Annotated in this window: 11 protein-coding genes; 6 read left to right on the forward strand and 5 right to left on the reverse strand. The window is 43.8% G+C overall.

The features are described from left to right. The first annotated feature begins 27 nt into the window (after nt 1–27). Entirely contained in the window at nt 28–384 is a 357-nt protein-coding gene (locus tag JN178_RS09085) for a hypothetical protein (RefSeq protein WP_202265441.1), read from the forward strand. Between the two features lie 82 nt (nt 385–466). Here the strand turns inward: JN178_RS09085 and JN178_RS09090 are convergent, their stop codons facing one another. Together JN178_RS09090 and JN178_RS09095 are read right to left on the reverse strand one after the other, a co-directional pair. Next, complete coding sequence (locus tag JN178_RS09090; RefSeq protein ID WP_202265443.1) at nt 467–2,743, reverse strand: TonB-dependent receptor; 2,277 nt, start codon at nt 2,741–2,743, stop codon at nt 467–469. Nucleotides 2,744–2,967: 224 nt separating this feature from the next. After that, nucleotides 2,968–3,957, reverse strand: a complete 990-nt coding sequence (locus tag JN178_RS09095) for a GlxA family transcriptional regulator (RefSeq protein WP_202265445.1) — start codon at nt 3,955–3,957, stop codon at nt 2,968–2,970. A 137-nt stretch (nt 3,958–4,094) separates the two neighbouring features. Here JN178_RS09095 and JN178_RS09100 point away from each other — a divergent pair, with 137 nt between their 5' ends. From JN178_RS09100 to JN178_RS09120, 5 genes are all read left to right on the forward strand, one after another. Further along, nucleotides 4,095–5,897: an acyl-CoA dehydrogenase gene (locus JN178_RS09100; protein ID WP_202265447.1), complete on the forward strand. Its 1,803-nt coding sequence runs from the start codon at nt 4,095–4,097 to the stop codon at nt 5,895–5,897. A gap of 149 nt (nt 5,898–6,046) precedes the next feature. After that, on the forward strand, nt 6,047–6,814 hold the full coding sequence (locus JN178_RS09105) for an SDR family NAD(P)-dependent oxidoreductase (protein WP_202265449.1): 768 nt from the start codon (nt 6,047–6,049) through the stop codon (nt 6,812–6,814). A 63-nt stretch (nt 6,815–6,877) separates the two neighbouring features. Further along, nucleotides 6,878–7,639, forward strand: a complete 762-nt coding sequence (locus tag JN178_RS09110) for an SDR family oxidoreductase (RefSeq protein WP_202265451.1) — start codon at nt 6,878–6,880, stop codon at nt 7,637–7,639. A 23-nt stretch (nt 7,640–7,662) separates the two neighbouring features. After that, a complete protein-coding gene (locus JN178_RS09115) occupies nt 7,663–8,124 on the forward strand; it encodes a YaiI/YqxD family protein (RefSeq protein WP_202265453.1) in 462 nt (153 codons plus the stop codon). 228 nt (nt 8,125–8,352) lie between these two features. Further along, complete coding sequence (locus JN178_RS09120) at nt 8,353–9,915, forward strand: hypothetical protein (protein WP_202265455.1); 1,563 nt, start codon at nt 8,353–8,355, stop codon at nt 9,913–9,915. 66 nt (nt 9,916–9,981) lie between these two features. On the opposite strand, the gene JN178_RS09125 is transcribed toward JN178_RS09120, so the two are convergent. The 3 genes from JN178_RS09125 to JN178_RS09135 form a co-directional block, all read right to left on the reverse strand. Further along, a complete protein-coding gene (locus JN178_RS09125) occupies nt 9,982–12,111 on the reverse strand; it encodes a methyl-accepting chemotaxis protein (protein ID WP_202265457.1) in 2,130 nt (709 codons plus the stop codon). Between the two features lie 43 nt (nt 12,112–12,154). Beyond that, nucleotides 12,155–12,844 (reverse strand): TorF family putative porin, encoded by a 690-nt coding sequence (locus JN178_RS09130; RefSeq protein ID WP_202265459.1) that lies wholly within the window; start codon nt 12,842–12,844, stop codon nt 12,155–12,157. A 176-nt stretch (nt 12,845–13,020) separates the two neighbouring features. After that, nucleotides 13,021–14,211: an amino acid aminotransferase gene (locus JN178_RS09135; RefSeq protein WP_202265461.1), complete on the reverse strand. Its 1,191-nt coding sequence runs from the start codon at nt 14,209–14,211 to the stop codon at nt 13,021–13,023. Nucleotides 14,212–14,350: the final 139 nt, after the last annotated feature.

A 14,350-nucleotide genomic window follows, 5' to 3' on the forward strand; every position in this document is an offset into this window, starting at 1 on the left:
AGTCTAATTGATTTTGGAGCAGGCATTATGCAAACAGGAATGAAAGCGGTAGATCAGCTTATATCCAAGCACGGTATTATGGCTGACCTAGGCTACGACACGTTTCAAAGACGAGCGCGACTTACAGGCGGTGACGAACGCGCCAATACGCTACCTTTTTGTATGTACCAAAAAGTAGTGAGTGCGCCACTTTCGCGCAATTTTACCGTTCACCATTTTTATATGCCGGGCAACAAGGGCAAATTAGCGAGCTTTTTGTTTGACGAGAAAGGTGCGCTTATCGAGCAAGTGTATTACCAAAAAGTAAGCCGCTGGGTAAAGGTATGCCGAAAGCTTCAGCAACTTGTGCAAAAACATGCAGAGCATATTCAATTAGCCGCATAAAAAAAGCGGTAGTGTTTAAAAACACCACCGCTTTCTATGCAAGCCAATGTAGCCGACAGCTACATTGAATTGTGATTACTTTTTAGAAGTAAGTGTATTTGAACTCTACACCCCAAACACGAGGCTCGTTAACGATGCCGGTTAGGTTGTTAAAGTCGATAGCACCTTTAACGTTGTCTTCGTCTGTAATGTTACGACCGAATAGAGCAACAGTGTAGTTGTGTGCAAAGTTTTCATAACCAATGCGTAAACCACCTTCGAAGTTATCATCGGTAGTAAACTCAACAGCTTCATATAGGAAGATGTTAGTTTCGCCCTGGAATGCCCAGTCGGTGAATACGAAGAACTCGCCATCATCACCCATAGGAATTGCATAACGCGCGGTGAAGTTAAAGATTGACTCAGGCGCTTGTGGGAAAGGGTTGCCATCAATTGATGCAACAAAACCATCTGGACGCGGATCAGTTACAGTACAGTTACCTGTAAAACCTGAACCAGCGTTAGTTCCACAAGGTGATACTGTCAATGAATCATCTTTGATTTCTGTGTGGTTGTAGCTGTAACCTGCTGTGAATGTTAATTCATCAGTTGCTAGCCACTGAGCGTCAACTTCGAAACCATACGCTTCGCCTTTATCAGCATTTACTAACGCAGTGAAGTTATTGCCGCCACCAATTGCTGAGAATTGCATATCGTCTACAGTGTAGAAGAATGCAGCAGCGTTTAAGCGTAAAGTGTCATCAAGTAAATCAGACTTAATACCCACTTCAAACGAGTTGATTGTCTCAGCGTCAGCCACAGAAGGAGCACCTTCAAATGCAACGTCACGACCTTGGATCGTTTGAGCTCGGAAGCCATTTGCATAGCGTGCAAACACTGACATATCGTCTGTTACACGGTAGTTTGCGCTAAGTTCGAAGCTAGTTTGTCCGTCGTCAACGTCGATATCGTCGTAGTCTTGAACACTTGCAGCACCAATAACCAACGCAAAGCCGTTTACGTTCTGATCGCCAACTACAAGACTCTTAGAGTCGTGTGTATAGCGGATACCACCAGTTACGTTTAGCTTGTCATTTACTTGGTATGAGCTTTGACCAAACACGGCCCACGTTTGGTTATCGTGGAATACAGTAGTTGCGCCGAAGAAGCCATCGATACTGGTTACGTTGAATGATGCGTCATAGTAGAACGCGCCCACTTGCCAGTTCATTGCATCACGGGTGTTGCTTGCAAGACGGAATTCTTGAGTATATTGCTCAAGGTCGTTAAGACGATCTTGTGTTACCGCTGAGAAAGGAATAAAGCCTGGGCCAGATGTACCATCAGCACGGTTGAAACCGCCATCGATATCACCAAGGCTAGAGCCTTCTGCGGTTTCAAGCGCAGAGATTGACGTGAACGTCACAGTGTCCATGTCGTATTCAAGTTTTAGTGATGTACCAAAACCGTCGTACTCTTGCGGGTTGTTGTCGATGCCGTCACCCGTTAGGTCGCCATCGTAATATACGGTTTCACGATCGTAGTTAGCGTTAAGATCGTTGCTACCTTTATCGAAAACGTTAGCACGGAAAATAGATGCTGTACCCTCTAGATCACGTCCGTGAACATTTAGAAGGGCTGAGAAGTCCGCTGAAGGTTCCCAAAGTAGTTGAAGACGGTAGGCTTTTTCATCGTAGCCACCAATTGCATCGTTTTCACCTGTGAAAGCGTTGTCGATGTAATCATCGCGCTCTTGTGAAAGTACAGAAAGACGCGCTGACAAGTTGTCTGTTAAACCGCCGCTGATTGCGCCTTCAATGTTCATTGTGCCGAATGAACCGAAACCAACTTTTCCGTAACCTTCTACATCTTGAGTAGGCTTAACGGTATCAAACTTAATGATACCTGCTGTTGTGTTACGACCGAAAAGCGTACCCTGAGGACCGCGAAGTACTTCTACTTGCTGAACGTCAAAAAGTGGGAAGCTTTTTAGTACCACGTTTTCCATTACCACTTCGTCCATGATAATAGAAACCGGCTGAGATGCCGCTAGGTCAAAGTCAGTGTTGCCTAGACCACGGATATAGAAACGTGGTGCGACACGACCGTTTGATGACTCAGCGTATAGGCCCGGTACACGAACGGCTAGGGCAAGAATGTCTTCACCGCCTGAGAAAAGGCTTTCGAATTTTTCACCGCTAAGTGTTGCAACAGAAATAGGTACTTCTTGAATTGATTGCGTACGCTTTTGTGCAGTTACGGTAATTTGTTCAAGTGAGGCTTCTTTTTTTTGTGTCGTTTCGGCCTCTTGTGCAAGAACTGATGAGCTGAACGCAGCACTAACAGCCAGTGCTAGCGTGGCGATTTTATGTGTTCTCATGTTTCCACCAAGATGTTTTGTAACATTATACTTTTGTAGTGTTTTAGGCATAAAAAATATTACTTCATGCTTGGCGCTGCATTTTACACAAACTTTCCTATAAAAACCCCATTTTTGTGCAAAATGTGCGTCGATCGTTTGAACGCTTTATTTTTTGCGGGCTAGAGGTTGCCCATAAACTGACCAATTGAACCACTTTGAGCGTTTTTAGTGCAAGATATCTATCACAAGCGTTTGAATTTTGCTCGGTATTGTGACGGTGATAAGCCAGTGATTTTTTTGAAAAGCCGAGTAAATGAACTCATATCTTCATATCCAACGGCATTAACTATTTTTTCAAGTTGCATATTGGTGGTTTCTAAGAGTTTTCGCGCATGTTCAATGCGCAAGCTTTGAAGATATTGCCATGGCGTTGTATCACATGCATTTTTGAAACGGCGAAGTAGGGTGCGCTCGGTCATATTATGTTTGTGGGCAACTTCTTCAAGCGATAACTTAACGTGTAAATGACCTTCTAAGAACGACTGAACCGCACTGATATCCTTATCTGAATGAAAGTGACGTTGGCGGCTACTGGCATAAATAGTTTGACTCGTCCTCGAAACATCAAGCACATGAGATTTGGCCGTATCGGTTGCAACTTGATGTCCACAATATCGTTCAATAAGCAAAATAGATAAATCAATCCACGCCATCCCACCACCAGCGCAATAAATATTGTCGTGTTCAGTCACCATTTTGTCGGGCCGCAATAGTACGTCTGGATAGTGTTGTTTGAACTTATCAGCATAGCCCCAGTGAGTAGTGGCTACCTTCCCCTGCAATAATCCCGTTTCCGCTAGTATAAATGTGCCTGTGCAATTAGCCGCAATATCTGCTCCCATTTTTTGTAAGCGCTTAATGTGCACAAGCTGCGGTTGAATATCGCGCAATGCAGTGTCTATGTCGCCTCCAATTGTGGGTATAAGCAAAATATCCGTTTGAGACACATCTTCTATAGCAATGTTGGGATTTAACGTAATTTGATTGGAACATTGGAACGGTTGACCATGGGCACTGGCCAATTGCACGTGAAATTTCGGTGTAGTAGGTAACTGATGTATACGCTGCCAACTAACTCCAGCAAAAGCGAACACATCTAGTGCGCCAGTAATGGCAGAGGCTAGTGCATGGTTAAATCCTAAGACGGTGACAGTGTGGGGTGTTTTATTCATAAAAATAATTTATTTTATTTCAAATAATAAGGTGTAGTGATAGTTGGCGTTAATCACCATAATTGTGTCATTAATGACAATAATGGCATGGTAACGAATGTGACACAATGTGTTAACAAGTTTTCGTGGAGGACACCATGGCAGATCAACTTATTCCCCGTCGTGAAATGCAGTTTCAATTGTACGAAGTACTCAATACGGCTTCGCTTTGCGATAAATCACGTTTCGAAGAACACAACGTAGAAACCTTCAATGCCGTTATCGATATGGCTGAGAAAATGGCAGAAGAGTTATTTTTGCCACATAACGCAGTGGCCGATAAAGACGAGCCTACGTTTGATGGTCATAAGGTTTCCATGATTGATGACGTTAAAATAGCGTTTGATACGTATCGAGAATCCGGTTTCATCGCTGGCCATTTCGATTTCGAAGACGGTGGTATGCAATTGCCAGTGACCGTGATGAATGCCTGTGCGGGATATTTTCTTGCTGCAAACCCTTCTACAACGGCTTATCCATTTTTAACCGCTGCTGCGGCTAACGTTATTAAGCACTTCGCATCAAGTGACATAAAAGAAGCATTTCTTGCAAAAATGTTAGCTGGTGAATTTACCGGTACTATGGCATTAACAGAGCCTCATGCAGGGTCGTCGCTAGCCGACATTCGTACTTCTGCTAAACCCCAAGACGATGGTACGTACCGTATTAAAGGTAGCAAAATTTATATATCAGGTGGTGAGCATGAGTTGTCAGATAACATCGTGCATCTGGTGCTAGCCAAAATACCTGGTGGCCCGGCTGGCGTTAAGGGCATTTCGTTGTTTGCTGTACCGAAATTTAGATTAGACAGCGACGGCAATCCACAGACGCGCAACGATGTAACCCTAGCGGGTCTTATTCACAAGATGGGCTATCGAGGCACAACGTCAACGGCTCTAACCTTTGGCGAGAATGGAGATTGTCACGGTTATCTTATTGGTGAGCCCCATCAAGGCCTACGCTATATGTTCATGATGATGAATGAAGCGCGGATAGGTGTGGGCTATGGTGCGGCAATGATAGGCTATCGCGGTTATCGCTATTCATTGGAATATGCAAAAGATAGAACACAAGGTCGAGCAGCTCCGAATCTAGCGCCAGAGGATGATCCTACGCCAATTATTAATCATGGTGATGTACGTCGCATGTTACTTGCGCAAAAAGCCTATTGTGAAGGCGGTATGTCATTATGCCTTTATGGCAGCATGCTTATTGATGAGCTTGAAACAGAGACTGATTCAGACAAGCGCACGGAGCTATCGCAATTACTTGATTTACTTACCCCGGTATTTAAAGCGTGGCCGTCAGAATTTGGGCCGAAGGCAAATGATTTGGCGATTCAGATCCTCGGTGGAGCAGGGTATACCCGTGAATACCCAGTGGAACAATGTTGGCGTGACAATCGTTTAAATCCAATTCACGAAGGTACCAATGGCATACAGGCGCTCGATTTACTGGGCAGAAAGCTATGGCAGCACGAGGGGAAAGGATTACAAGTATTGTTATCTCGGGTAACGTCAGACATGAAACGCGCTGAAACACCTCGAGCACAAGCGCTATCTGCAAAGTTAAAACCTTATCTAGATAAACTGGGTGCATTAATCCAACAAGCCGCGGGTGATTTGCGCTCAGACAAACAGTCGGTACTGCTCACCAATGCAAGCTGTTTCCTAAACGTATTTTCGGCTTGTGTCGTGAGCTGGATTTGGCTTCGCCAAGCAAATGTTGCAGAACAGTCTCTTGTTAAAGGCGCCGGTGAACAAGATGTCGATTTTTATGAAGGAAAACTCGCCGCGGCGGAATATTTTGTGAATTGGGAACTACCGCTGGTGTCTCGTGATATCGAAGTATTGTCGTCAAGTGACGCGACCTGTAACAAAGTAAAAGCCAGTTACTTTTAGACTAGGCGGGTAAGCGAAAGGTGGGTACAGCTAAAGTCGCGGTGCGGTTAAAACGCACTGCGGTCACAACTTAAAAGACAACAATAACTAATAAATAAGGTTTGTGTGGTGGATTACGCCAAACAAGCACCAGAAGCGGAGCAAACTATATGAACGTTGCAGCAAACGTTGAAGGCAAGCATATTCTTATTACAGGTGGTGGCTCAGGAATTGGCGCAGCATCTGCAAAAGTGCTTGCCGCAAGAGGCGCCTTAGTGGGTGTTGCCGATCTCAATGAAGACAACGCAATATCGTTGGTGTCGTCGATTAAAGCATCAGGTGGCAATGCGTACTCGGTCGCGGTCGATGTTACTGACCCTGAGCAAGTGAAAGCAATGTTTAACGTAGCGCTTTCACAGGCTGAAAAACTCGACGTTATCATCAATAACGCGGGTATCGACCATTTCCCCGCGCCGTTAACCGAAGTTGATGATGCTATGTTTATGAAAAACATACAGGTTAACTTAGCAGGTGTATGGTATTGCATGAAAAATGCGCTTAACCATATGACGGCAAAGGGTGGTGGACACATTATAAATATTGCCTCTGTAGCAGGTTTACGATCTGCGCCTATGATTAGCGCGTACAGCGCATCAAAACACGGCGTTATCGGCTTAACTAAATCTGCCGCAGTCGAATACGCACGCGCCAATATTCGCGTTAATGCTGTTTGTCCAAGTTTTGTCGATACGCCTATGGTTCAAGGCGTTCTTGCCAAACTCGACGAGCGTGGACAAAAAGGTTTAGTCGGCGCTAACCCAATGAAACGGTTAGGAAAGCCAGAGGAAATCGCTAACGCCATCGCCTGGCTTTGCAGCGATGAATCATCGTTTATGACAGGTCAATCGGTAGTATTAGATGGCGGCATGCTCGCCTAACGTACGTGCGACAATGTTGGTGAAACTAACTACCCTAAATATAAAGATTACAAGGACTCTATAATGAAAGATCTCTTCGATTTAACAGGAAAAGTGGCGTTGGTGACTGGGGCAAGCCGTGGGATCGGCGAATCAATTGCGCGCTTATTAGCACAATATGGTGCACACGTGATCGTTTCCAGTCGTAAAATAGACGGTTGCGAGGCTGTAGCGTCATCTATTCGTGATGCGGGTGGTAAAGCTACAGCTCTTGCTTGCCATGTAGGTGAAATGGAGCAAATTACAGACACATTCGATACAATTAAACGTGATTTCGGCAAGCTCGATATTCTTGTGAATAATGCCGCAGCAAATCCCTTTTTTGGTCACATCCTTGATACCGACCTTGGCGCGTATAATAAGACCGTTGATGTAAATATTCGTGGTTACTTCTTTATGTCAATTGAAGCCGGCAAAATGATGAAAGAGCAGGGCGGTGGTGTCATTCTTAATACGGCGTCTGTAAATGGTGTAACCCCTGGCGACATGCAGGGCATCTACTCGATTACGAAAGCAGCTGTTATTAGCATGACAAAATCATTTGCTAAGGAATGCGGTAAACTAAACATTCGCGTTAACGCATTGCTGCCAGGTTTAACTGACACTAAGTTTGCTTCTGCGCTAACTACTAATGAACAGATCCTAAAGCATGCACTTAAAGTCATTCCGCTTGGCCGTGTTGCTGACCCCGATGAAATGGCGGGCACTGTATTATATTTAGTAAGCGATGCATCTAGCTACACCACAGGCACGACAGTGGTTGTTGATGGTGGTATGCTAGCGTAATTGTTCGCTAAAGAGATACTACTATGCATATATGGGTAGACGCTGACGCGTGCCCTGCAGTTATCAAAGAGATCCTATTTAAGGCAGCCCGACGTACCGGTCTGCCTTTGTCTTTGGTGGCTAATCACGCTATGTCTGTCCCACCAGATAAGCATATTACTTTAACGTTGGTGCCCTCAGGCTTTGATGCAGCTGACGATTTCATTGTAGAAAAATGTCAAGCTGGAGATTTAGTGATTACCTCCGATATTCCACTGGCAGCAGACGTCCTCTCAAAAAGCGCAATGGCGCTTAATACACGTGGTGATGAATACGATAAGTCTTCGATACGCGCAGCGCTGACCATGCGAGATTTTATGGATACTATGCGATCAAGTGGTGAACACACAGGGGGGCCTAAAGCCTTTTCTCAGCGCGATAAACAAAACTTCGCTAATGCATTAGATAGGTTACTCACGCAAGGTTTAAGAGCACAAACTAAGTAGCGAACCAGGTGTGTAAGTAATAGGCTTATCGCATATCACTAGCGAAAAGTAGTGTATTCACCTAACCTATTGAATAGTTCCGATATTGTGTTTATTCTGAAATATGTAGGACTTTAGTCTATTTTGGGCGGTTCACGTAATGCGCTAACCGTGAAACTATACGCCGTAGACTGGCAATAATAATAACGAGTGACGTAAACGATCACTGAATCATAAGTGTGAATATAGATGCTGATTGATAGCAAATCGAAAAATAACAAACCGTCGTGGGCGGAGGACAAACTGTCTCAAATTCCCACTATGGTGAGTGATATTTCACGCAAAATATCAGAGTATCGACAAAGTTATCGCGAGCTCGTGAGGGATGCAGAAGTCTTTTTTGAAGAGTATCCTCAGGACTATCGGCGACTCACCGTACTCAAGCACAAGGTAAATACTTACCAAGATCAAATTGAGTATATAGAAAACTATCGCAAGGAAAAAGGGAAGTACCCGTCGATAAAAGGTCAACCTTCGGCGCAGCGTTATATGGCGCGCTTGGTTGCACAGCAAACAAACAGCGATAATGAACTGCGCGCGTTAGAAGACAAACTACGCGTGCAGAGTAACAAGCGCTATGAACACCTTGACCACCTTACTGATTACATGCTCAACCTACTTAATGGTGAAAGAACATTTAGCCAATTTTTAGGTACAATTGCACTTTCAACGCCGTCGCCGAAAGAAAAAGTACGCCATATCAGAAATGAACGTTACAAGCCGATTTATATTACGGCGTTAACCATTGCGTTGTTTGAAGAGTTGCGCCTTAAATCCAAATTTGAAACGCCGTTTTTAAAAGAAGAACTCAACAAGCTATTTCCACAAGGTGAGCATTTTAGTTTGATGGTAGATAAAGGGATAAGTGATGATGCAAGTAATCATACATTTAAGCCAATGCCTGCCGACATCAAAATGGCCTATCGCGAAAACGTATTAAAGCCCATCGCAAAAGCAGCATTACTGCAATCAATAGGCATGCATAGCCCAGAAGCTAACCAGGTATTAGGTGATGATCGCTATCGTAAGCTCAGTCAAAGTGAACGCACTAAGCTATTGGCTATCATTGAGAAGAAAACGGCGGATTACCTTAAGTTAGGTGTGGGTATCCCAACTATTAAATATACCAGTAAAGAACATAAAGACACGTTCGTTACCCATGAACGTAGGCAACTTGCTTTTATGCTCAAAATGCTGGAGTCGCTGAAAGCAGAGCGTCACGAATTAGGTGATTTACTTCGTATCCCTATGACTTACGCGTCGTTTTTGTTGTCGACAAAAGAAGATTTTGATTATCAGCAAATTTATCGCGCGTACGATATTTTAGATCAGGGGCGAGTTGACAAACAGTACCGCGCAGAGCATGTAAATGCGTTTTTAAAGATGGTCGGCCGTTTTCCGCTAGGCTCTGGCTTGTATGTTATCCAACAAGAATCAGGGCAAATAGAAAAAGCGATTGTGTCGTCTTTATATCCTGTTGATGTTGATGAACCAATATGCAAAATCATCACGCGCAGACAAATTCAGTTTTTAAGCCAAGCTGAATTTATCATTTCTAAAAAATCCAATCTTTTCTTTCAAGAGTGCAGAAACGAAAGCCAATACGACTTAGAGTTCTTCCACTTGCGCTTCAAGAATGAATATACGTGGAATGCAACTGATGTGTGGGAAAACCAAGTCCCTGCCATAGAGTTTTGGAAGCGAGATGATAAGCGTCGTTACAACGGCGTATTTAATCCAGATTCCTATTAAATTGTTTTACTAAGAGGCTTCACGCTGAAGTGAAGCCTCTTAGTAATACTCACGTGGCTTTATGCGTTAGCTTGTCTTCAACTTATTCAGTTGCTCTATTAATTTATGTGACGACTCGTAGATATTTTCGGCGCTAGCCTCTGACATTTGCGAGAGCGATGCAATTTCTTTAGTAGAGTCACCGATCACAACCATATTTTTATTCAATTCTTCCGATACTTGGCTTTGCTCTTCAGCCGCTGCTGCAATTTGGATTATTCGATGATTAATTTCTTCAATTTGCTTCACGGTTTCTTTCATTTTTTCAAATGCTGCATTAGCACGAGAAGCGGCATCCTCGGCTTTATGCGTACCTCGCTCAATAATGTTTACGGTATGTGACACTTCGTTTTGAAGGGCGGTAATAACTTGAGAAATCTCACCTACCGATTCTGCAGTTTTTGACGCGAGGGCGCGTACTTCATCGGCAACGACACTAAAGCCTCGCCCGTGATCACCAGCGCGTGCTGCTTCAATGGCCGCATTAAGCGCTAACAAGTTTGTTTGTTCTGCAATTGAGCCAATAACATCAAGTATCTTTCTAATGTTTTCACTTCGTTGAGATACCGCTTTTACCGCATCAGACGCTCCGCTAATTTCACTGGATAATTGTGAAGCTTGCTGTGACGCAATTGATACTTCTGCTTCTGTATCTTTCACTGACTGCGTTGCTGCGTTTGTATTATCAGCGGCAGAAGACGCTGTATTGGCGACTTCTTGTGCGGTAGAGGACATCTCTGTAATCGCCGTTACAATAGTTTCAACTTCAGCTTGTTGAATAGAAATTTGCTGGTGTGCTTTTTGGGCATTCTCTTTACTGATTTCGCTTTGGTCAATAACTTGTATGCCTGCTTGTTTAGCAGCGTCTAATAACTCTCTAACGGTCTCTCTGAACTGATTAAATCCATTGCTTAAGTTGATAAGCTCGGCGTGAGAGTGGACGTTAATAGACTGCGTTAAATCTCCACCTTGACCGGCAAGTTCTGTCATGCGGTCCGACACCATTTCCACAGGACGAATAATGCTTCGTGTAAAAAGCTGAATCAGCACAAGTGCAGCAATGGTAAGTACAACGGCTATGATAAAGGTGTTTGATAAAATGCTGGTGATTTCATCTGAAATCATCTCTGATACATTCGTCACGGGCTGCATGGCAGTATCAACGTTAATACCTACCACTAACTCCCAACTAACACCGGCGCTTTCTATAATAATCGGTTGTACGACATACAAAAAATTGCCTATGGTCGTAGTGACATCTTTCCCCGATGTATCTAATAACGCTTTGCTTTTATCAAAAACACTACTAAACGGTTTAGCTAAACTATCTTCATGGTCCGTTGCCGCCGCTAAAAAGCCTTTATGGCTAACGATGTATACTTTAGCGTTGCCACCATATAACGATGCCTTAAGGTTACTGGCAAGCTGCTGAAGTATCGGTAGGTTTAGATCTGCGCCCACCACGCCTCTAAACCTTCCTTGTGCCACAACAGGCACGGCTAAACTTGTCATCAATTCGCTATAGCCGGGTCGTATTTCATAGTTATAAGGGTTAGAGGCGCAGGGTTTTAACGAATCTGCAGAACAGAGGTACCATTCCGCTGCTCTGAAGCCATATTCGTCTAGCGTAGTGTCATGTTTTTCTTCGGCATCCTCAATAGGCTCCTGTGAAATGGCACCACTGTCTTCTTTCACAAAGTACACCTCAAATGTGCCTCGTCCATCCACCGAATGAGAATAACCACTGGTAAATTGACTGTCGCGACCATCAAATTGATTGTCTTCAAACTGTGCATATAGCGACGATACATCGGCCGCTGCAAGCGCATTTCCCACCATCGATTCTACCTGTTCACGTGTAAGTGGTGCTTGAATATCGCCTTCAATATTACTTTTTATTTGTGTAGCAATTCCCTTTGGAACCGAAAATGACTTTTCAAACAGATTTCCTATTTGTGCGGCAATAGTATTTGCTCTTGACCGAACGGTATCTTCAATTTGAGCAGAGACTTCGTCACTGACTTCATTAACAATCACCGATTCGGTTTTATTGAGTGAATAAATACTCACGGCAATGTAGCAGGTAGACATAATGACAAAGAGTGCGCCGACAACAAGAAGCAATTTTAGCGATAAACTTTTCCCTTCAAAAAACATGGGCTACCCCGTACTAACGTATAGATGTGAATGTGGTGTTGATTTAGAACGTAAACGTATATCCAACTGTAGCGAGTAGTTTGACATCGTCATCATAATCTAAGTCGGTTTTTTCTAAGCCTAAACTACAGGCCAAACCGAATAACTCAAAAGCCGCTTCGGCCTTTAAGTGAATATAGTCGTCATCATTAGTGTCCCAACTGTATATGTCGGGATCCAAGCTTGTGGAGCGATCTATCTGAAACGTTAAATACACACTATCGTTGATTTGATAGCCTTGAGAAAGCGCGACAATGTAATGCCGAGCACCCACACCAAAATAGTCATCGGTGTACCAAACTTGAACGCGAGTTTCATTATAATTGAGAGCAGCATAGAACTCGGTATAGTTAAATTCACTGCTCTCATCACCACCTAAGTATAAATAGCGGGCAACGCCTACATCGTACACCAAGCTTTCATTTAGGTTTCCTGTATGACCGGCATAAAAATCAACTTCGTAATCGGTACCTTGACCATAATCAACACCCGATGCAAAACTTCCCGCATACCAACCCGAGTCATTCCACCAATCTAAAGAGCCTTGCAACGTGGCTTCGTCGTTAGTTTGGGACAAACCATTAAATAAATAGTCTGATACCAGCGTGGTGGTGATAGACACATCAGCATAACAAAATGAAGTGAAAGCGCAGCACAAGAGTGCTTGGACGGGCAAAGCAGTAAGTTTGCGCATAGGCTTACGTATATAAGATTTTTACGAATCTAATAAGCGTAGTTAACCAAACGGCTTTATGACAAGTTGAAGCAAAAGAAATTAAGAAATAGACAGGTAAGCACATTGGCCTTGGTGGTCCAATTAAAAAGCCATCACGCGTCAAAGGTGATGGCTTTTAGCATAAACCGGAAGCGTTATAGTACTGAAACAAGTGCCTTTGCTAAGGTTTCAACGTTTTCTTGGTTAATACCTGCAATGTTTACGCGGCTTGAGTCAACAAAATAAACACTGTGTTTTTCACGAACTTCGCGAACTTGTTCAGGGGTAATACACAAGAATGAGAACATACCCTTTTGATCATTCACAAAACTGAAGTCCTTTGGCGAGCCGTTATCATGAAGGTTTTGCACAAGCATTGCGCGTAGAGACTTCATACGGTCGCGCATTTCATTTACTTCTGAAACCCACTCATTATTAAGCGTTTCATCTGATAGGATAATGTCAACGAGTGCGCCGCCGTAGCTAGGTGGCATCGAGTAAATGCCGCGGGCAATTGACTGAATTTGTCCTTGCGCGATTTTACGGGTTGCGGTATCGGCAGTGATAATTGCCGCTAGGCCAACTCGTTCACGGTAAAGACCAAAGTTTTTAGAGCATGATGCTGCCACAATAACTTCTGGCAGGTTTTCTACCAATAAACGCATGCCATAGGCATCTTCGTCCAAACCTTCACCAAAGCCTAGATAAGCAACGTCAATAAATGGCAGGAACTCACGTTCTTTAGCAACTGCCAATACTTCATCCCACTGCGCATTAGTCAAATCAGCACCCGTTGGGTTGTGACAACAACCGTGAAGCAACACGATGTCGCCTTTTTCAACATTGCGAAGGGTGTCCATCATGGCATCAAAGCGAATGCTGGCCGACGCTTTGTCGAAGTACGGATAGGTCTCAATCTGAAGACCGGCCGAACCGATAAGCGGGATGTGATTAGCCCAAGTCGGGTCGCTTACCCATACCTTTGCGTTTTCATTACAGCGCGCAAGTAGCTCAGACAAAATACGCAGTGCGCCACAACCACCTGGCGCTTGAACCGCTGCTACACGATCAGATAATAAAACAGGGCTACCTTTACCTAACAACAAAGACAACATGCCGTCGATAAAACCTTGGTTGCCTTGTGGCGTAATGTAGGTTTTGCTTTTCTCTGTGTCTAGAAGCACCTTCTGTGCTTTCGCAACACTTGAAAGAATAGGGGTATTACCTTGCTCATCTTTATATACGCCAACACCTAAATCGATTTTATTTGGGTTGGTATCTTCGCGATAAGCAGCTGACAGGCCAAGAATTGGATCTGGGGCGAGATGGGGTAATACTTCAAACACGATATGTCCTCACGTTGGTATGCAAATAATAGCAGGCAGGCATTATGCCACCGATGGTAGAAAAAACGACCCCTATTGGTTGAAAATATTTCAATTTAGCTAAGTGTAAAGCTGTAAACGAACAATTTATTTCAACTGT

The sequence above is a fragment of the Alteromonas sp. KC3 genome (genome assembly GCF_016756315.1).
GTDB lineage: Bacteria > Pseudomonadota > Gammaproteobacteria > Enterobacterales > Alteromonadaceae > Alteromonas.

Coding starts and splice junctions, on each gene's coding strand:
- JN178_RS09085 (WP_202265441.1), top strand. CDS start 28: ATGCAAACAGGAATGAAAGCGGTAGATCAGCTTATATCCAAGCACGGT.
- JN178_RS09090 (WP_202265443.1), bottom strand. CDS start 2,743: ATGAGAACACATAAAATCGCCACGCTAGCACTGGCTGTTAGTGCTGCG.
- JN178_RS09095 (WP_202265445.1), bottom strand. CDS start 3,957: ATGAATAAAACACCCCACACTGTCACCGTCTTAGGATTTAACCATGCA.
- JN178_RS09100 (WP_202265447.1), top strand. CDS start 4,095: ATGGCAGATCAACTTATTCCCCGTCGTGAAATGCAGTTTCAATTGTAC.
- JN178_RS09105 (WP_202265449.1), top strand. CDS start 6,047: ATGAACGTTGCAGCAAACGTTGAAGGCAAGCATATTCTTATTACAGGT.
- JN178_RS09110 (WP_202265451.1), top strand. CDS start 6,878: ATGAAAGATCTCTTCGATTTAACAGGAAAAGTGGCGTTGGTGACTGGG.
- JN178_RS09115 (WP_202265453.1), top strand. CDS start 7,663: ATGCATATATGGGTAGACGCTGACGCGTGCCCTGCAGTTATCAAAGAG.
- JN178_RS09120 (WP_202265455.1), top strand. CDS start 8,353: ATGCTGATTGATAGCAAATCGAAAAATAACAAACCGTCGTGGGCGGAG.
- JN178_RS09125 (WP_202265457.1), bottom strand. CDS start 12,111: ATGTTTTTTGAAGGGAAAAGTTTATCGCTAAAATTGCTTCTTGTTGTC.
- JN178_RS09130 (WP_202265459.1), bottom strand. CDS start 12,844: ATGCGCAAACTTACTGCTTTGCCCGTCCAAGCACTCTTGTGCTGCGCT.